The organism is Streptomyces sp. CB02980 (assembly GCF_014451325.2).
Lineage (GTDB): Bacteria > Actinomycetota > Actinomycetes > Streptomycetales > Streptomycetaceae > Streptomyces.
In genome coordinates this window covers 1-18,387 of the sequence record NZ_JACSCH020000019.1, presented here as the reverse complement: position 1 = coordinate 18,387, position 18,387 = coordinate 1, and the positions used below count along the sequence as shown (strand labels likewise).

The window sequence follows — 18,387 nt, the reverse complement described above, 5'->3', positions numbered from 1 at the left end:
TCCGCCGATGCGAAGGGCACGGGGACATGACCCTGCTCCCACACATTGCGGGCCTCCTCCGGGGCGGCCGGTTTGTGCTCGGCCTCGGGGACGGTTGCGACCTTCCCCTGCCGCACCAGGCGGACAGCCGCTACCGTGGTCCTTATGGCGCGGGAAATCAGGATCGAGATCAGCGACGAGGCGTACGAGGCGCTGGAGCGTGTCGCAGCCGAGAAGCACGTGCCCGCCGAGGACTACGCGGGCCGGGTCCTGGACGCCGACCTGACGCGCGCACGGTTCGTCGAAGGCGCCCGGTCCTTTGTCGCCCAGCACGGCCAGGCCTTCGCGAAGCACTTCGGCCGCCCGGCCGGCGCCGACGCGGCGTGAGCCCGGCCTCCGCGTGATTCTCACCGTCGATCTCTCCTGGCTGCTCGAAATCGCCCAGCAGGAGATCCCCGGCGATCCGGAGATCTCCGACTGGGGCTCACTCGAAGCCGCCCGCGCCCGCCACGCCTTCCGCGTCATGGACGTCCCGGTCTACGAGCGCCCGCACCACCGCGCGGCCGCGCTGTTGGAACAGCTCGTCCGCGTTCCGGCCCTGGAGCACTCCAATGAGCTGTACGGAGTGGTCGTCGCGGCCGCCTACCTTCACGCCTGCGGGTACCCGGTCGACGTGACGGCGGAACAGGCGATCGACCTCGTCGAGCGAGTAGCCGAAGGCCGGATCGACGTCCGGCAGGTTGCCGCCGTCCTCAAGGAATGGGTTCGCTGACCCAGGGCTCCAGCGGCGCGCGAGGGCTGCCTGGGCGCGGAACCAACAGGGCTCCTGTGCCCGCGGGTTGAGACGTCGAGCACCCCTCGACGGCACGGGAGCCCCTCGGTGCGCCGGGGGTTCGGGCGGCCAGGGGATGATCGCTTCATGACTGAGATCGTTCTGATGTCCGACCCGAAGGTCGCAGCCGTGCCTGTCCGGGAGTGTGGTGAGCGGCTCGTGGACGTGCGAAGCGGCAGTGCCCTGCTGGTCGACGAACGCAAGCGGCAGGACTCCGCCGGTGCCTTCGCCCATCTGCGGGAAGGCGTGTTCGACCGACTGCTCAAAGCGCAGGCGCAGCTGCCTGAGGGAATGCGGTTGCTGTTCGTCGAGGGGTATCGCCCGCCGGCCCTTCAACGTCAATACTTCGACGAGTACGCGGCCCAACTGCGAGCCGAGCATCCGGAATGGGCTGCTGAGCGAGTCCGGTCGGCAGCCAGCCGCTATGTGTCCCCGCCCGAGATCGCACCGCACAGCGCCGGAGCAGCTGTCGACCTGACGCTCGCTGACGACGAGGGGCGAGAGATCGACATGGGCACCCGTATGAACGCCTCTCCGGAGGAGAGCGCGGGCGCTTGTTACACGCAGGCCGACAACATCAGCGACGAGGCTCGCTGTCATCGGGACATTCTGAGTACCGCGCTGTCCGCTGCCGGCCTGGTCAACTACCCCACAGAGTGGTGGCACTGGTCATACGGAGACCGCTACTGGGCTTTGCAGACAGGAGTCGCGGTCGCCCCCTACGGGCCCAGGGAAATCGACTGACCGCAGACCTCACGAAGGCCCCGAGCCATGGGTGGTCGTCCTGATACAGGCCGGGGACCTCGGCCTGCACCTGAGGACTGCCGGAAGAGGAGAACACGCCGGGCGTGAAAGGCGGAGCGTTCTCCGCCCCGGGGAGGGAACCCGGCTGCTGGGTTGCCGGACTCCCTCCCCTCCGCGTGGCCGTCAGGCCAGCACGACCGGGAGGTCGAACAGGTCGTTCTGCGTGACCACCGGCTTGTTCCGCAGCTTCTCGGGTGCGACGGCGAGGCGCAGCCCCGGGAAACGCGCGTACAGGGCGGGCAGGGCCACCGACGCCTCCAGGCGGGAGAGGGCGGCGCCCGGGCAGACGTGCGGGCCGTGACCGAAGGAGATGTGGCGGTTCGGCGTACGGGTCACGTCGAACGAGCCCGCCGTCGGGCCGTGCTGCTCCTCGTCCCGGCCGATCGCGCCGAACGAGACGATCAGGGCCTCGCCCTTGGGCAGGACCCGGTCGCCCACCTCGATGTCCTCGGTGGCGAAGCGGATCAGCACGTGCGAGGTCGGCGTCGACCAGCGCAGGGTCTCCTCGATCACGTTCGCCCACGGCACCTCCCCGGAGAGGACCAGGGCACGCTGCTCGGGGTGGGTCTCCAGGGCCACGACGGCGTTCACGATGAGGCTGATCGTCGTCTCGTGCCCGGCCGCCACCATCAGCTGGAGGGTGTTGGTGATCTCCTCCGTGGTGAGCCGGTCGCCGCCCTCCGACGCCTCGATCAGCGCGCTCGTCAGGTCGTCACCGGGCTTCTCGACCTTGCCCGCCACGATCCCGGCGAACAGGGTGCCCAGGTCCGCCATCATCTGCGGCACCTCCTCGGGCGGCGTCTGCGTCGAGAAGAACTTCTCGAACAGGGCCTTCATCCGCGGATGGTCGGCCGGGTCGACGCCCATGAGGTCGCTGACCACGTTCATCGGCAGCGGGTAGGCGAACTCCGCCTTGAGGTCGACGGTCTCACCCGCCGGACGCTCCGCCAGCCGGTCCAGCATGCCCGTGGTCAGGGCCTCGATGCCCTCACGCAGCCGCTCCACCCGGCGCGCGGTCAGCGCCTGCGCGACCAGCGTGCGCAGCCGCCGGTGCTCGTCGCCGTCGACCGTCAGCATCGACTTGCCGGGGTTCGCGAGGCCGATCAGCGGCCAGTCCATCGGTATCTCGCCGCGCTGCCAGGCCCCCCAGACGTCGATGTCCTTGACCAGGCGGGCGTCGGTGAGCAGCCGCCGGGCCTCCGCGTGGTGGGTGACGGCCCAGCAGGCGACCCCGCCGGGCAGGACGACACGGGCCAACGGGCCCGCGGCCCGCAGCCGGGCGCTCTCGCCGTCGAGGTCGGCGACGAACGGGTCCAGGGCGATGGCGTCGGGGGCGGACGCGGCGTGGGCGTGCGGGCAGGTCATCCGAGGGCTCCAAGTGCGGGGGTCGGGGTGTAGGTCACGGGGAGCGCGGACAATCCGCGCAGCCAGGGCGAGGGACGGCGGGCGAGGTCGGCCGCGGGGACCGCGAGGTCGACGTCCGGCAGCCGGTCGAGCAGCACCTCGATCCCCGTACGGGCGATGGTCTCGGCGACCTCCTGCGCGGGGAAGGGGCAGCGGTGCTCGCCGTGGCCGAAGGAGAGGTAGGCGTTGTTGCCACCGGTGAGCCGGCCCGCGTCGGCGCGCACGTGCGGGTCGGAGTTGGCGGCGGCCAGGCCGAGGAGCAGCAGATCGCCGCGGCCGATCCGGCGTCCGCCGAGGTGGGTGTCGCGCGAGGCCCAGCGGCCGGCGACGTTCTGGGTGGGGGTGTCCTCCCACAGGACCTCGTTCATCGCCTCGCCGACGCTGTGCCGGCCGCCGGAGAGCGAGGCGGCGAACCGGTCGTCGGTGAGCATCAGCCGCAGCGAGTTGCCGATCCAGTCGGCGGTGGGCTGATGGCCGGCGGCCAGCATCACCATGAGGTCCTGGGCGACCTCCTCGACCGTGAAGCCGGCGGTGTTGCCCAGCATCCGGGAGGCCACGTCGTCGCCCGGCTCCTCCGCCTTCGCGGCGAGCAGGGCGAACATGGACTCCGCCAGGTGGCGCTGGCCCTCCAGCGCGCCCTCCTGGCCGTTGATCATGTCGTTCAGGGCGGTGACGAGCCCCGGCCCCTGCTCTTCGGAGAAGCCGTAGACGCTGGCGAGGACGCGTACCGGCAGCAGCATCGCGTACTCGGCGATGATGTCGCAGGCCCCCTTGCCGCACAGCGCGTCGATCAGCTCGTCGGCGAAGCGCTCGGCCCGCTCCTTCAGCACGAACGGGTCGATCCCCTCCAGCGCCGTGGAGATGACGTTCGCACGCTCGCGGTGCCGCTCGCCGACGGTGTAGAGGATGGACGGCTGCTTGCGGCCGATCATCGGCAGCAGCGGCCAGTCCGCCGGTATGGCGTCCCACTGGTTCCACAGCTCGGAGTCGCGGGAGAAGAGGACCGGGTCGCTGGTGACCTGGTGGAGCTCGCGGTAGCCGAGGACCAGCCAGGCCGGAACGTCGCCGTCCAGCACGACGGGGGCGACGGCCCCGTGCTCGCGCCGGATCTGCCGGTACAGCTCGGTGGGGTCGGTCTGGAAGCGCGGCCCGCTCAGGAGGACGGGCGGGTGCTCGGGGAGGGTCACGGGGTGGGCTCCGGGATCGGCTGCGGGACCGGCCGCGTGGCCGGGGCGACGACGGTCCGCAGGTGCTCGACGAGCGAGATGAGGACCTGCTTGCTGGACTCGCGCGACCGGGCGTCGCAGAAGACCAGCGGAACCTCGTCGGCGAGGTCGAGGGCCCCGCGGATCTGGGCGGGGGTGTGGGCGGGACCGCCGAAGTCGTTGCAGGCGACGACGAAGGGCGTCCCGTGGTGCTCCAGGCGGTCGATGGCGTACCAGGAGTCGGCGAGCCGACGGGTGTCGACGAGCACCACCGCGCCGAGCGTCCCGGAGAACAGCCGGTCCCACAGGAACCAGAACCGCTCCTGGCCGGGCGCCCCGAACAGGTACAGGACGTTGTGGGTGTCGAGCGAGATCCGGCCGAAGTCGAAGGCCACCGTGGTGGCGGACTTGGCGGCGACCCCGGCGGTGTCGTCGACGTCCTCGCCCGCCTGCGTCATCGTCTCCTCGGTGTTCAGCGGACGGATCTCGCTGACCGAGCGGACGAGGGTGGTCTTGCCGACTCCGAATCCGCCGACGACGACGATCTTCAGTCCGTTGTCGGCGGTGCTGTGCAGGGTCTGGCGCTGTTCAGAGGTTACGGAGTCCAACGAGCACCTGCTCCAGGATGTCGTGATCGGGAAGGCGGTACGCCGCCCGGGGATGCCGGGCGCTGATCCGGCCGGTGTCGTGCAGGTCGGCCAGGAGGATCCGGGTGATCGACACCGGCAGCCCGAGCCCGGCCGCGACCTCCACCACCGCGGTGGGGTACCGGCACATGCGCAGGATCGCGGCGTGCTCCGACTGCATGCCGGGCACCGGGTCGCTCTCGGAGACCACCAGGGTCACCAGGTCGAAGGCGTCGGACCCGGCGCGGCTGCGGCCGCCGGTCAGGGTGTAGAGCCGGTCGGGGGAGTCGTCCCGGCCCGGCCTGCCGCGGCTCATCCCCGGGGCCTCGCGACCAGGTGCTCGCCCAACTGCTCCACCAGCTCGGACATGTTGTGGCCCACGAGGCCGGCGTCGGCGTCCTCGTCGGCGACGACCGCGAGGTGGGCGCCCTCGCCGGCCTCCACGATGAAGAGGATGCCGCCGTAGAACTCGGCGATCGCGGAGCGGACCCCGCCGGTGCCGTCGCCGAACTCCACGGAGGCACCGTGCGACAGGCTCTGGATGCCGGCGGCGATCGCGGCGAGCTGGTCGGCCTGGTCGACGGAGAGCTCGGGGGTGCGGCAGAGCTTGAGGCCGTCACGGGAGAGCACCAGGGCGTGCCGGGTGCCCGGGGTGCGTTCCAGCAGGCCCTCGAGGAGCCAGGTGAGCTTCTCGTCGGTGGTGGAGCCGGTCATTACGAGGTGCCTTCCGGGTACGGGGGGTTCGAGGTCGGCGACGGCGTCCGCGGGGCGGACGTCGGGTCGACCGGATCGGTGGGTACGGCGGGGGAGCCGTGACGATCGGCGGCGGAAGCGGAGGCGGTGGGGGAGCCGGGACGCTCGTCGCCGGAAGCGGAAGCGGAGGCGGTGGGGGAGCCGGGTCGCTCGTCGCCGGTGGACGCGGCGGGGGCGGACGTGGTCTCCGGCACGGGGCCGCCCTCGGGCTCGCCGTCCGGCCGGGCGGTGGTGCCGCGGACCGCGCGGCGGAACGTGCCGAACCGGTTCGCCGCACCGGCGGCCGCGCCGCTGCGCGGCCCTTCGGCGGACGTCTTCCCGGCGGCCTGCGGCCCCTCGGGGTGGGCGGCTGCCATGGCCCGGCCGCGGCGGCGCTGGGGCAGGCCGCTCTCGCCGAACCGCGGGTGCTCGCCGGTGCTCTCGGCCGCGCTGTCGTGCACGGTCTCGGGCTCGGGGACCGCGTCGGGGGCGTCGGCCGCGGCGCTGGTCGTGGCGCTGGTCGTGGCGGGCGCGGACAGGCCGCGGCCCGAGACCGGCGGCAGCGTGTCGGCGGGCATGGCCGCCGGCTCCGCGGGTGCGTGGCTGATCAGCTCCTGCGGCAGCATCAGCAGGGCACCGGTGCCGCCGCGTGCGGAGGGGCGGAACGACACCGTGAGGCCGTGCTTGCGTGCCAGGCGGCCGACGACCGCGAGGCCGAGGCGGGTGCCGGAGAGGCCGGCCAGGTCCTGCGGTGCGGAGCCGACGGCGGCCTCCGCGCGGCGCTGCTGCACGTCGCTCATCACGAGGCCGCTGTCCTCGACGGCGATGATGACGCCGGCCGGGACCTCCTCGACGTAGACATGTACCTCGGCGGTGGGCGGCGAGAAGTTCGCTGCGTTGTCCATGAGTTCGGCGAGGGCGTGCATGACACCCTCGGCCGCGTGCCCGGCGACGGCCGCGTCGCTGCTGGAGTGCAGGCGCACCCGCTGGTAGCCGCTGATCCGGCCCATGGCGCCGCGGAGTATCGACTCCATGACGATGGGGCGGGCCCAGCGCCGCCCGGACCTGGCTCCGCTGAGCACGGCGACGGAGTCGGCGAGTCGGCCCGCCTGCGCGGTGCGGTGGTCGAGGTGGAGCAGGTCGGTCAGGACGTCCTCGTCGGCGTGCCGGTGCTCCATCTCCCGGAGGTCGGCGAGCATGCTCGTCGCGAGGGCCTGCATGCGGCCGGCGGCGTTGGCCGCGGCGGCCATGGCGGCGGACCGGCCGGACTCGGCACGGCGCAGCCGGGTTTCGAGCAGCGCGGTCTCGGCGGAGTGTTCCCGAACCAGTACGGCGGTCTCGGCCGCGTGTTCCCGAACCAGTACGGCGGTCTCGGCGGCGTGGGACCGGGCGATTTCCTCGGCCTGGGCCGCGTGGGCCGCACGGGCGGCGGCGGTATCCGCCTCCTGGCGGTCCCTGAGGGTGGCCGTCTCGCGCTCGGCGGCGGCCGTGGACCGGGCGACGTACGCGTCTTTGGAGGCGACTTCGGCGGCGAGGGTCTCGGCCCGCCGGGCGAGTACGCGCGAGGTCCGCCCGTACCAGGTCACGGCGAAGGCCGCGGCCGAGAGCAGCAGGACGCCGCAGGCGGCGAACCAGCCGAGCGGGGCGCGAACTCCGCCCGGTGCCGCGGCGACGGCGGACAGGGCGAGCGCACCGCCTGCGGCGGCGGTCAGCAGCGAGGCGGTCAGGGCAGGACGGAAGGGGGTGGGTGACGCCGACATCAACCAGACTCTCGGGAGCGGGCACGCGGGGAAGGGAGTCGCAACGACGGCACTATAGATGTGTTGTTGATCAGTTCGGAACTCGTGTGATCGGATCGGCATCCATCGAAGGGCATACTTTTCCGGTATTGCACCCAAGAACGTCCGAACTTGTTTGCCCGGCAGGAAGTACCATGAGGCAAGCGCTTCCTGACAACCCCTCGGTTCCACGCTCCGCGCGGGCGTGACCGATGGTTCATCGGTCGCGTCCCGGATGTGCGCGTGGGCCGCCGTCGTCGCCGCGGTCGACTGGCCGATCAGCGGCCACCCCAGCTCTTTCAGTCCATCAGTCGGGGCCGTGTGCCGGGGGTCAGCGCGACCCAGATGGCCTCGCTCTCCCGAATGACATAGATCTCGTCCACCCGCGCGTCCCAGTCGCGCGGTACCACGAAGTAGCGGCCGTCGTGTTCCGTGAGCAGCCGCAGATTCGAGTACCGGTAAGGGTGCAGACGGTCGTTCGAGAGCTTCTCCTCCCTCACCGAATCCGTCGGCAGGCTCAGTGGTTTGGCGCTGAGCACGAGGACTCCCGTCCAGCTGGTGACGGCCGCAGCGTGTGCCTGAGCGTCCTGCCTGCCCTGCTGCCAGGCCACGTTGGTCACCGTCCAGAAGAGGAAGACGCCGGCGGCGAACACCGGCACGGCTTGGCGGCGGAACCCTTGAGGACGGTGCCCCTCGGCATCCCGGCACTGGCTCAGAAGAAGCCCGACGGCGATGGTCAGCGGTCCGGCCCAGCCGTACGGCTGGATCTCATGCCAGAGAGCGAGCAGCACGATCCCGATGACCACGAAGAGCGGGTACCAGCGCGCCGCGGCAGCCTCGATCCGCGTCACACGACGGGGTCGGCGACTCCACGGGGCACAGACCAGCAGGAACACGCACCCGGCCGCCACCATGATGTCCAGGTTCAGCAGATTCAGGCTCTCCAGGGCGACCTGGCTGAACCCCAGGTTCATCGATCCCCAGCGGAGATTGAAGTAGTCGTAGTACGTGCTGGTGTAGATCGCACCGATGTAGAACATCAGCGCGGCGATGAAGGTCCCCTGGGCGACGACGAGCTTGACGAGGGCGGACGGCCCGTCGAGATCGCCCCCGGCCTGACGCCACGGCTTCCCGGCACGGGGCGGGTGCTGCTCCGTCTCGTGTGCGGAAGGCTCGCTCACGGGGTCTCGGGAGCCGGCTCTGGAGGCAGCTCGGGGTTCCCCGGTGAGTTCCCCTCGGGCGTCGGCGGGGCGACCGACTGGGACGGCTCGAAGGGTGGTTCGGTCGTTTCGGGAGCGGTCTCCGCCGGCGGCGGAGGCGGGGGAGGGACGTAGCCCCCGGGCGACGTGTTCGGCGGATCCCGCGGCGCCTCCGGCGAAGGATCGTCCGTCTCCTGCAACGGAGGATCATCTGTGTCCTCAGCCGGAGGCGCCTCGGTTTCCCCGGCCGGAGGAGCGCCGGTGTCCCCGGCCGGCGAGGTCGTGGGCGCGGGGTCCGGTTCATCGGGATCGCAGGCGGCAAGCCCTGTCATACCCAGCAGCATCAACAAAGCGAGCACCGCGGCGCGCGTGCCACGGACGATCCGGTATCGCATGCGACCTCCTTGATCGTCAGCGAGAGTAGGGGCTGACAGGGCGGAGGGCTGGGACCCACGCCTCCGGGTCCCATCCCTCCGCCCGATCGGACGCCATGTCAGCCGCCCACCTGGCCGGACGACGGCTCGGCACACGATCCGACACGGATGTTCCTCGGACGGACACTCCACTCGCCCCGCGCACGGTCGCCGCGATGCGATGGGCGTCGTCGTCAGGCTGAGGTCGGGCAGAGCGCCCCGACCGAGGCCCAGACGCACTGCTCTCGCCGCGTCGGCAGGGACGGCCCCCGCGGATCGCTGCTCCTTTCCCCCACCTGGACCCGCTCACTGCGCCGCGCCGTGATCGCCGTCCTACGCTCGAGACATGCGACGCCGCCAGATGCACATGTCCCGCGGGGCCCAGGACGCCCTGCTCAAGGCTCTGCAGCAGCTCCGGGCAGAGCTGAAGGCTCCTACGGAGTTTCCCGCCCATGTGCTCCAGGCGGCGGAGACTGCCAAAGCCGAGGTCCGGCTGCCCGACAAGGACGCCACCCACCTGCCGTTGTTCACGATCGACCCGCCGACCTCGAAGGATCTCGACCAGGCCATGTTCCTGGAGCGGCGGCCCGGTGGCGGGTACCGCGTGCATTACGCCATCGCCGACGTGGCCGCTTTCGTCAAGGCGGGTAGCCCGCTGGACGCTGAGGCGCACGACCGGATCGAGACGATGTACCTCCCCGACCTCAAGGTGCACCTGCACCCGCCCTCCATCTCCGAGGGACCGGCCAGTCTGCTTCCGGACCAGATCGTCCCCGCCCTGTTGTGGCAGCACGACCTGGACGCCGACGGCAACGTGACCGACTCGACCGTGAGCCGGGCCAAGGTCCGCAGCAAGTCGAAGCTCAACTACCAGGGTGTCCAACAGGACATCGATGCGGGCACGGCCGAGGAGTCCGTCGCCCTGCTGCGCGAGATCGGCAAGCTGCGGGAAGCTGTCGAGGCCGCGCGCGGCGGGGTCGCGGTCAACCTGCCGGACCAGGAGGTCACCCTGGTGGACGGATCGTTCCGGGTGAACTACGTGGCGGCACTGCCCGTGGAGGGCTGGAACGAGCAGATCTCCCTCATGACCGGAATGGCTGCGGCCCGGATCATGCTGGACAGCGGTACCGGGATTCTGCGAACCCAGAAGGAGCAGTCCGACCCACAGGTGGTCGGGCGCGTGCACGCCATCGCAAAGTGCCTGGGCATCGACTGGAAGCCCGGAGTCAAATACGCCGCGCTGGTCAACTCCCTCGATCCGGCTGACCACAAGCACATGGCCTTCCTCAGCGAGGCCATCGCCATGCTGCTCAAGGCGGAGTACACCGTCTTCCGCGACCACCACATCCCCGAGCACACGGTCCACGCGGCCATCGCGGCCCCGTACACCTACAGCACGGCTCCGTTGCGGCGCCTGATCGACCGGTACACCGGTGAACTGTGCGTGGCCGCGTGCGCCGGCCAGGCCCCGCCGAACTGGGTGCTCGACGCCCTGTACTGCCTGCCGTGCGACATGGCGCGGGGGAAGAGCAAGGTGGCGGACCGGCGCGCGGTGGACTTGGTGGAGGCCGCGATGCTGATGAACCGGGTGGGCGAGGTCTTCGGCGGCATGGTCATCAACACCGACGCGGAGGACGACAAGCCGAAGGAGGGCACGGTGCACCTGGCGGATCCCGCCGTGATGGGCAGGATCACGTCCGGCGCCAAGCTCGACCTGGGCGCGAGCGTCCAGGCCAGACTCACGCGGGCCGACCCCCTCTTCTCCGGCAGGAACAAGATCCTCTTCAATACGGTGTAGCGGCCGCGCCCGGTCGGCTCCGGCGGGCCGGGCCGCCCGCGCGGCCCACAGCGCCGCGACGAGGGCCGCCGGGACGTCGGCGTAGGAGCCAGGGCCGGTCGCCGGCCGGTGCCGCCCGCCGGGCAAGGGAACATGACATCCCTGGTCGCTTCGGCACATGGGCCGGTGCTCACGCTCGCTCATGCGTCTCACTCCGACGTCAAGGGTGTCGGATTCAGTTCTTCCGCCGGTAGGCGCCGGGTGCCATTCCGTGTGTGCGTTTGAACGCACTGGCGAAGGCGAACTCGGATGTGTAGCCCACCTGGGCGGCGAGGGATCTCAGCGGTGCGTCCGATGTCCGCAGCAGGCGCGCCGCCGCGGTCATCCGCCACCAGGTCAGGTAGCCGATGGGCGGTTGACCGATCAGTAGGGCGAAGCGCCTGGCGAACGGAGCCCGGGAGAGCCCGGATTCCGCCGCGAGTTTCGCCACCGTCCACGGCGACGCCGGATCCCGGTGGATGGCGTGGAGAGCGGCGGTGACCGGGGGGTCGTTGAGCGCGGCGGCCCATCCGGTGGGGTTGACCTGGGAGGACTGTTCGTTGAACCAGATGCGCAGGATGAAGAGCAGCAGCGCGTCCAGCAGTACGGGGACGGCGGCGTCCGTGCCCAGGCGCGGGTTCTCCAGCTCCGCGGCCAGGAGGCTCACGGCTGCGCTCAGTTCCGGATGGCGTCCCGCCCTTGCCGGCAGGTGGATCAGATCCGGGAGGGTCAGCAACAGCGGGTGCGTGCGCGACGGGTCGAGCTGGTAGGCCCCGCAGAGCACTACGGTCACCGGACCGCCGTCTCCGCTCCGGTCGACGGTGTCGGAGACGTGGGTGCCGGCGACGTGGATGGCGGACAGCGGGACTTCGTCGGGGCCGCAGGCAGCAGCAGTCACTGGTGTTCCGGGGCTGTCGGCCAGGGTGTGCCCTCTGCCGTGGGGAAGGAACACCACGTCTCCCGTGCCCAGTTGGAAGGGCTCGGCGTCCGGGGGCAGCAGCCAGCAGGAACCCCGCAGGATCACCTGGAAGCCCGCCGACCCGGGAACGGAGGCGAACTCCTGTCCCCACGGGGCATGCCACCGCACATGCGCCGACCGGGGCCGGCCCGTTCGCGTCACGGCGACCACATCGCTGAGTACATCCATGCGACGAGCGTACGGCTGCGAGACGTACGCGTATGAACGGGGCGCTCTCGCGCATGGATCGTCCTCGTGCGGGGTCGTAGATTCGCGGCATGACGATGATGAAGACCGCACGGATCCATGAATTCGGCGACGCGTCCGTGATCCGCTACGACACTGTTCCGCGCCCTCGACCCGCCGTCGGTGACGTGCTCGTCCGCGTAGCCGCGACCTCGTTCAATCCCACCGAGGCCGCGTTGCGCGGCGGAATGCTGCAGGCATTCCTGCCCGTGGACCTGCCCTACACGCTCGGCTGGGACGTCGCCGGCACCGTGGCCGAGATCGGCGCAGGAGTGCGGGGCTTCGCCGTCGGCGACCGGGTCGTCGGGCGGCTCGACGGCGGAGGAGCCGCGCAGTACGTACGAGCGCCCGCCGCTGCGCTGGTCGCGGTGCCCGACACCGTCCCGCTCGCGCACGCTGCGGCTATTCCCATTGCCGGTCTGACGGCGTGGCAGGCGGTGTTCGAGCACGGGAAGGTGGCCGCCGGCCAGCGGGTGCTGGTCAACGGCGCAGGCGGCGGCGTCGGAGGATTCGTGACGCAGCTCGCGAAGCACGCCGGAGCCGGGGTGATCGCCACGGCCGCCGCTCGAAGCGCCGAGGCGGTCCGACGCCAGGGGGCGGACCAAGTGATCGACTACACCGCAGGGCCGCTGAACGCCTCGCTCGACGGCCCCGTGGACCTGCTGCTCAACCTGGTCCCGCTGAGTCCCGCGGACGCCGCAGCCCTGGTGCCGCTGGTGCGGCCGGGCGGGCGCATCGTCTCGATCGCGACGCCGGTCGAGCCACCTGCCGCTGCTGGGGTGACAGCGATGCACATGGTCGCCCGGAACGACGTCACGCACCTGGAAGCGCTGGTGGGCCTCGTCGAGGCGGGCACGGTCGCCATCGACATCAGCGAGTCACGCCCGCTGACCGACCTCGCAGACGTCCACCGCCTCAGTGAGGCCGGCCGGATCCGAGGCAAGGTCATCATCGTTCCTTGAGGCCGAGTGGCCCTCCCCTCGCGCATGGGTCGAGGAGGTCGATTCTCCTCACGATCGGGACTTCGGCAGCGTGGGGCCCCCGGATCGGCGCGACACCGAACGGATGAGATCCGACAGGGAGGTCGGCGGCTCCGCCGTGGAGATCAGCCATGGAGATCAGTCATGGAGAAGCGGGGCGGAGGAGACCGGCACCCCTTCCGCCCCGCGGGCCACGGGGCTCAATGCGCGGCGGCGCCGCTCTCGGCGTGACGGGCGGCGATCTCGTACGGCGATTCGTCTTCGGAGTCGGAGTGGGAGGCGGGAAAGACGCCCCTGGCAGCCTCTCGCCGCGCTTGTTCCATCAGCCGGCGGAACTCCTCCTCGGTCATCTCCTTCACCTCCCGGCCCCTTCGCCCGCTGTTGTCCCCACTCTGTATTCGTTGCTCCCGCCGCAGCGGATGGGATTACGCGAGAGTCTCTGCGACTGCCGACCGGCCGACCGTCCCCATCGGCGAGGTCTACGCCTTCACGTTCGGCTGCCGGACCCGCTCACAGCCGTCGGCGCGCCCTCTCCCGTCAACACACCGACGACCGACTGGCCACCAGTCATGCCAAACACCGTTGCACTACTAGGCCTTGGTGCTGATGGAGATGATGCCGAGGGGCTCGGTCGTCGGCTGGTCGGAGCCGCCTGCCGGTTCGACGGTGATGCCGACGGCGACCGCGTTGCCCAGAGGGCCGTCGAGGACGCGCGTGGCTCGGTCGCCGGTGTCGTCCAGGAGGCCCGCCGGGCGCAGGTCGCCGGCCTCTCCGGCGTACCAGAGTTCGTACACCGTGCCGCTCGGCAGCGCCGGGAGGTCGCGGGCGGTGAATGCGGCCTTGGCCTGCGCGCGGGAGACGACGACCGCTGCCTCGGCTCCGTCGGCGAGGGCACCGGTGTGCACGGTGGCGTCGGGGGCGGTGAGGACGTCCGCGAAGGCTCCGCCTGCGATGCGGGCCTGTTCTTGGGCCTGGGCTGCCTGGGCGCGCGCCTCGTCGGCCTCCTGGTGCTCCCGGACGGCGACGGCACCGAGCGCGGCCGCCACCGCGACGCTCGCAGCGAGCGCGAGACGCAACCCGTTCCGGCGGAGGGATCCGCCATGGGGACGGGTGGTGTGATGCCGTCGGTCCTGCGGAGTGCGGGACACCTGCTCCATGACACGCACCCGCAGCTGCTCGGGTACGGGGGCGGTCTCGGCGGAGGCGAGCCGGGCGGCGGTCCTCTCGAACACGGTGACGTCCTGGCGGCAGACCTCGCAGCCGGCGAGATGATGCTCGTAGGCGGCTTCCTCCGCGGGTGGCAGAGCGTGCAGAACGTACGCGGCGGCACTGAGGTGCGGATCCTCCGGCGTTGTCATGATCCGGCCTCCAGACAGGCGCGCAGCTGATCGAGGCCTTTGCGCATGCGGGACTTCACCGTTCCCTCAGGGGTGGACAGCGAGCGCGCCACCTCGAGGTAGGTCATCCCCTGGTAGTAGGCGAGTACCAGCGGCACTCGCTGGAGGCGGGCCAGGGCCGCCAGGCAGCGGTGGACACGGCGCCGCTCGTCGAGGCTCTCCACGGTCTCGGCGACCTGGTCGAAGTCCCGGTCCGCCGACAGCATCCCGGCACGCACCTCGCGGTCCCTGCTCGCCTGGACGGAACGCACCCGGTCCACGGCGCGCCGGTGGGCGAGGGTGAGCACCCACGCTTTCGCCGTTCCGAGGTCGGGCCGGAAACGGTCCGCTGTCCGCCACACTTCGATCATGACGTCCTGCGTCACCTCCTCGGCCTGGCCGACGTCTCGCAGGATCCGGCAGGCCAGCCCCATCACCGGCTGGGCCAGCGCGTCGTAGACGCCGGCGAACGCGTCCCGGTCACCGTTCGCCGCCCGGAGCAGGAGCGTGTCGAGGTGGGCGTTCGGTTCGCGTGAGTGAGGCAATGGTCTTCCCCCATCGTGCCTCTGGTGGTCGGTCGCCCGGGTGTGCGGCGCCGGGTCGCCCTGCTCGGAGTGCCCGACGTGTCCGACTCTGCCGCCTGTGGCGGGATCGTGCCGAGTGGCCGCGCCAGCCGGGTGAGTCCGGCTCGGGGCCCGGAGGCCTTCACGGCGGCCTCCGGCGGTCGTGTGCCGGGGTGCGGACCTGCAGTGCGACATGCACGGTCTTGCCGCCGATGCGGGGGACCACCCTGATGGAGTCCCCGAGGTGGCGCATGATCTCCAGGCCGAACCCTCGCTGGTCGACGCCCGCGGGCGGGTGGACGTCGGGCATCTCCTCGCTGTGGTCGGTGACCGCGATGTCCAAGGATCCGCCGTCCTCGGTGAGCGTCAGGAGACAAGGGCCGCGGGTGTGGCGGACGGCGTTGGTGACAAGCTCGGACACGACCAGGACGGCGTCAGCCGTTCGGGCGCATTCGGCCGCTTCCAGCCATCGGACCGCGATGCGACGGGCGACGGCCGGACTCCGCAGGCCCCAGGGCAGGGGCACGACAAGGCGCGTCGCGCTGGACGCTGAGGGTGATGCGGTGATGGTCATGACCGCTCCCTGGAGACGGGGACTTCCTGTGTGAGGGATTCGTAGCCGTCCCCAGCGCGGATGACGGATCGACGGCGACAGGCTCTGATGCACACGTTTTCCGGCGCTCCGTCATCTGCCGGTGGCCCGGCTCCGAATCCCTGATGACCCCGCACGGCGAGTCGCCTGTTCGAACCCCACGGCACCACTCGACGTGCTCACGGAAGTCGATCAATCGAGGGAGGTGTGTCTGATGACCGCGTCCATGCGCGCCCGTCGTCTGGTGGCGAGCGCCTCGGCGGCGGGACTGCTGGCCGGCGGCGCTGCGCTCGGCATGTCCGGCACCGCGACCGCGGCACCCGCGCCCACATCCGTGTCGACCGTTGTGGCTGGTGACCACCACGACCACCACGACCGGTGCGAGTGGAAGAAGGGGCACTGGGAGAAGAAGTGGGTGAAGGGCCACTGGGAGAAGAAGTGGACCCACCACAAGACGTGGCACCCCGGCCATCACGACAAGCACGGTGACTGGCACAAGGGCCATTGGAGCCACGACCGCCAGTACAAGTGGGTCTACGTCCCCGCCCACTGGGATCACCACTGGGTGAAGGGCCACTGGGACTGCCACCACCGGTGACCACCGGTGAACGGTTGATCCCGCACCCCTGCCGCTGAGGGCCAGGCCCCGTGCCTGGCCCTCACTGCGGCCTGTCGGCGGAACGAGACCTGCCACCGCTTCGGCGCCGAGCGCCGGCCCACACCGACGATGGGGCTCGTTGCTCACGCCAGGAGCGGGCGTTGGAGTCGGGTACCTCTTGAGTCAACCTTTCGGCGGCACTCCATTGCGTAGTGGTGACGGACATTGTGGAGCGGTCTACGCGCGTCGTCATCGGAATCGGACTATGAGAAAGCACCAGACCCTCCTGGTGTAGTTGGAGAAGCTTCCACAATCTCTGAGCAGGGTGCTCCATGAGTCCCGAGCCAGGAGAGAATGCCGGACGCACTGTCCAAAGAAATAAAGAGGAACGATCCGTGCGACCAAGACTCTCTGGCGCGACCGCCTCCGTGGCCGTACTCGGACTGCTGAGCTCCTTCGTTACTGCCTGCGGCTCGTCCGGGAGCGGCGAAGGAATGACATTGCGCTTGGTGGCGGCCGAGTACGGCACCAGCCCGGAGACCAGCTCCAAGGTGTACTGGGACAGACTGACCGCTGATTTCGTCGCCGCCCACCCCGGTAAGAAGGTCGAGGTGGCTCTCTACCCGTGGGCCGACGTCGACCGCGAGGTCACCCGCCTCGTCAAGGAGGGCAATGCCCCGGACGTGGCGCTGATGGGCGCGTACTCCGACTTCGCAGCGCAAGGCCGGCTTTACGCCGCGAGCGAGTTGCTGTCGGTGAGGGTGGAGTCGAACTTCCTGCCACCGCTCGTAGAGGCGGGTTCGGTCGACAACACGCTCTACGGCTTGCCCTTCGTGGCGAGCAGTCGGCTTCTCTTCTACAACGAGGAACTGTTCGAAAAGGCCGGAGCGAAGCCGCCGAAGACCTGGAACGATCTGGAAGAGGCGGCCAAGGCGCTGAAGAAGGAGGGTGTGCTCTGTCCGTACGCTCTGCCACTCGGTCCCGAGGAGGCCCACGCCGAAGCCCTGATCTGGGAACTGAGCAACGGCGGAGGGTACGCCGGTGACTCCGGCGGATACGACATCGCGTCCGATCAGAACACGCAGACGTTCCGCTGGATCAAGAAGAACCTCGTCGAGCCCGGATTGACCGGCCCGGTCCCGCCGGCCAACCTCAACCGGAAGGATGCCTTCGCCGCCTTTCTGCGAGGTGAAGTCGGCATGCTCAACGGCTATCCCTCGCTTCTCCACGAGGCAAGGGCGAAGGGCATGAAGGTCGGCACACTGAGAATGCCGGTGTCGGACACGCTGGAAGACAATCGGCCCACGGCGTCGGCGGGTGTCGCCGACTGGATGATGGCTTTCAAGCGTGAGGGAAATCGTGAACTGGTAGGGAGCTTCCTGGAATTCGTCTATGAGGACAAGAACCTCAGCGCGTTCGCCAGCCGCTACCATCTGCTGCCCTCTACGGTGACCGCGAGCCAGGCATCGAAGGACGCGGCGGACCCCAGCAACGAGCAGTTCCTCGACGCCCTGAGCGGTGCCGAGCTCTACCCGGTCAACGAGCCGTCCTGGCTGCAGGTGAGCAACACCATCAAGCGGAACATCGGCCGCGCCGTCGCGCCGTCCGCCGATCCGAAGGCCGTTCTGGACGGCATCGCCGACGAGGTTCAGGACATCGCGGACCAGTCGTGAGCGGGACACGCCCGGCACTGTCGTGGGCATGCGCCGGACGTGCCGTGTACGCAGCGGCGAAGTAACGTGAAAGAAGGCGGGAGTCCCGCAATTCATGCCATGGATACAGGCTGCTCGGGACGCGCCGACGCACACCGTCCGGCGCAGGCCCGTCGACTGGCGGCGCCAGAGCTGGAAACGCGGAGCGTTACGGAACGGCCCTTGTCCGTCCCGTGTCTCACATGATTCCGGCGGAGCGCCCACAGTCGGGGGTCGGGGCAGCTTCAGGCGTTGGTCACACCTTCCCAAGCAGGCCGCACAGGAGGTAACGGATCATGTCCGTCTCCGCCCCCTTCCCCGTGGCGTTCAACGGAGCGTTCGACCGGTTCGTTCTCACGATGGGCAACCGGATCATTGTCACTACCCAGAATGGTGGTGTGTTCGGTCACGACATCACCGGCAACACGGTCGGTCCCGGTTTCGCGTTCGGTGGTTCCAAGGTTGCGTTCAACGGAGCGGTTGACCGGTTCGTTGTCACGATGGGCAACCGGGTTATCGTCACTACCCAGAATGGTGGTGTGTTCGGTCACGACATCACCGGCAACACGGTCGGTCCCGGTTTCGCGTTCGGTGG

20 protein-coding genes are annotated in these 18,387 nt (G+C 70.3%); 8 read left to right on the top strand and 12 right to left on the bottom strand.

Features of this window, described 5'->3' with window-relative positions; genetic code table 11:
* Nucleotides 1-144 precede the first annotated feature (144 nt).
* From E0F75_RS31560 to E0F75_RS31550, 3 genes are all read left to right on the top strand, one after another.
* A complete protein-coding gene (locus E0F75_RS31560; protein WP_030317221.1) occupies nt 145-366 on the top strand; it encodes a hypothetical protein in 222 nt (73 codons plus the stop codon).
* Nucleotides 367-379: 13 nt separating this feature from the next.
* Nucleotides 380-751 (top strand): fic family toxin-antitoxin system, toxin component, encoded by a 372-nt coding sequence (locus E0F75_RS31555; RefSeq protein ID WP_229314376.1) that lies wholly within the window; start codon nt 380-382, stop codon nt 749-751.
* 147 nt (nt 752-898) lie between these two features.
* Nucleotides 899-1,555, top strand: a complete 657-nt coding sequence (locus E0F75_RS31550; RefSeq protein ID WP_229314375.1) for a M15 family metallopeptidase — start codon at nt 899-901, stop codon at nt 1,553-1,555.
* A 183-nt stretch (nt 1,556-1,738) separates the two neighbouring features.
* On the opposite strand, the gene E0F75_RS31545 is transcribed toward E0F75_RS31550, so the two are convergent.
* The 7 genes from E0F75_RS31545 to E0F75_RS31515 form a co-directional block, all read right to left on the bottom strand.
* Nucleotides 1,739-2,980, bottom strand: coding sequence for a cytochrome P450 (locus E0F75_RS31545; protein ID WP_229314374.1), 1,242 nt, complete (start codon nt 2,978-2,980; stop codon nt 1,739-1,741).
* Entirely contained in the window at nt 2,977-4,206 is a 1,230-nt protein-coding gene (locus E0F75_RS31540) for a cytochrome P450 (protein ID WP_229314373.1), read from the bottom strand. Before E0F75_RS31540 ends, E0F75_RS31545 begins: the two co-directional genes overlap by 4 nt.
* Nucleotides 4,203-4,832, bottom strand: a complete 630-nt coding sequence (locus E0F75_RS31535) for an ATP/GTP-binding protein (RefSeq protein ID WP_229314372.1) — start codon at nt 4,830-4,832, stop codon at nt 4,203-4,205. Before E0F75_RS31535 ends, E0F75_RS31540 begins: the two co-directional genes overlap by 4 nt.
* Nucleotides 4,813-5,166, bottom strand: a complete 354-nt coding sequence (locus E0F75_RS31530; RefSeq protein ID WP_229314371.1) for a DUF742 domain-containing protein — start codon at nt 5,164-5,166, stop codon at nt 4,813-4,815. Before E0F75_RS31530 ends, E0F75_RS31535 begins: the two co-directional genes overlap by 20 nt.
* Nucleotides 5,163-5,564 carry a roadblock/LC7 domain-containing protein gene (locus E0F75_RS31525; protein ID WP_229314370.1) on the bottom strand — a complete coding sequence of 134 codons (402 nt, stop codon included), beginning with the start codon at nt 5,562-5,564 and terminating at the stop codon, nt 5,163-5,165. Before E0F75_RS31525 ends, E0F75_RS31530 begins: the two co-directional genes overlap by 4 nt.
* Nucleotides 5,564-7,342: a sensor histidine kinase KdpD gene (locus tag E0F75_RS31520; protein WP_229314369.1), complete on the bottom strand. Its 1,779-nt coding sequence runs from the start codon at nt 7,340-7,342 to the stop codon at nt 5,564-5,566. The genes E0F75_RS31525 and E0F75_RS31520 overlap by 1 nt, the downstream gene beginning before the upstream one ends.
* Before the next feature lie 317 nt (nt 7,343-7,659).
* On the bottom strand, nt 7,660-8,541 hold the full coding sequence (locus tag E0F75_RS31515) for a hypothetical protein (RefSeq protein ID WP_229314368.1): 882 nt from the start codon (nt 8,539-8,541) through the stop codon (nt 7,660-7,662).
* Nucleotides 8,542-9,318: 777 nt separating this feature from the next.
* On the opposite strand from E0F75_RS31515, the gene E0F75_RS31510 reads away from it, so the two are divergent.
* Nucleotides 9,319-10,770, top strand: coding sequence for an RNB domain-containing ribonuclease (locus E0F75_RS31510; protein ID WP_229314367.1), 1,452 nt, complete (start codon nt 9,319-9,321; stop codon nt 10,768-10,770).
* Between the two features lie 214 nt (nt 10,771-10,984).
* On the opposite strand, the gene E0F75_RS31505 is transcribed toward E0F75_RS31510, so the two are convergent.
* Nucleotides 10,985-11,935 (bottom strand): AraC family transcriptional regulator, encoded by a 951-nt coding sequence (locus tag E0F75_RS31505; RefSeq protein ID WP_229314366.1) that lies wholly within the window; start codon nt 11,933-11,935, stop codon nt 10,985-10,987.
* Between the two features lie 89 nt (nt 11,936-12,024).
* Here E0F75_RS31505 and E0F75_RS31500 point away from each other — a divergent pair, with 89 nt between their 5' ends.
* Nucleotides 12,025-12,954 (top strand): NADP-dependent oxidoreductase, encoded by a 930-nt coding sequence (locus E0F75_RS31500; RefSeq protein WP_229314365.1) that lies wholly within the window; start codon nt 12,025-12,027, stop codon nt 12,952-12,954.
* Between the two features lie 218 nt (nt 12,955-13,172).
* On the opposite strand, the gene E0F75_RS31495 is transcribed toward E0F75_RS31500, so the two are convergent.
* From E0F75_RS31495 to E0F75_RS31480, 4 genes are all read right to left on the bottom strand, one after another.
* Nucleotides 13,173-13,322 (bottom strand): hypothetical protein, encoded by a 150-nt coding sequence (locus tag E0F75_RS31495; RefSeq protein ID WP_229314364.1) that lies wholly within the window; start codon nt 13,320-13,322, stop codon nt 13,173-13,175.
* A 240-nt stretch (nt 13,323-13,562) separates the two neighbouring features.
* Nucleotides 13,563-14,330: an anti-sigma factor domain-containing protein gene (locus tag E0F75_RS31490; RefSeq protein ID WP_229314363.1), complete on the bottom strand. Its 768-nt coding sequence runs from the start codon at nt 14,328-14,330 to the stop codon at nt 13,563-13,565.
* Nucleotides 14,327-14,893 carry an ECF RNA polymerase sigma factor SigK gene (gene sigK / locus E0F75_RS31485; RefSeq protein ID WP_229314362.1) on the bottom strand — a complete coding sequence of 189 codons (567 nt, stop codon included), beginning with the start codon at nt 14,891-14,893 and terminating at the stop codon, nt 14,327-14,329. The genes E0F75_RS31490 and sigK overlap by 4 nt, the downstream gene beginning before the upstream one ends.
* A gap of 160 nt (nt 14,894-15,053) precedes the next feature.
* Complete coding sequence (locus E0F75_RS31480; protein WP_229314361.1) at nt 15,054-15,485, bottom strand: ATP-binding protein; 432 nt, start codon at nt 15,483-15,485, stop codon at nt 15,054-15,056.
* 232 nt (nt 15,486-15,717) lie between these two features.
* Between E0F75_RS31480 and E0F75_RS31475 the strand changes: the two genes are divergently transcribed.
* The 3 genes from E0F75_RS31475 to E0F75_RS31465 all read left to right on the top strand — a co-directional run.
* Nucleotides 15,718-16,101, top strand: coding sequence for a hypothetical protein (locus E0F75_RS31475; protein ID WP_229314360.1), 384 nt, complete (start codon nt 15,718-15,720; stop codon nt 16,099-16,101).
* Between the two features lie 509 nt (nt 16,102-16,610).
* Nucleotides 16,611-17,774, top strand: coding sequence for an extracellular solute-binding protein (locus tag E0F75_RS31470; RefSeq protein WP_229314359.1), 1,164 nt, complete (start codon nt 16,611-16,613; stop codon nt 17,772-17,774).
* A 314-nt stretch (nt 17,775-18,088) separates the two neighbouring features.
* Nucleotides 18,089-18,387: hypothetical protein (locus E0F75_RS31465; RefSeq protein ID WP_229314358.1), on the top strand; the 299-nt coding region annotated here is incomplete at its 3' end.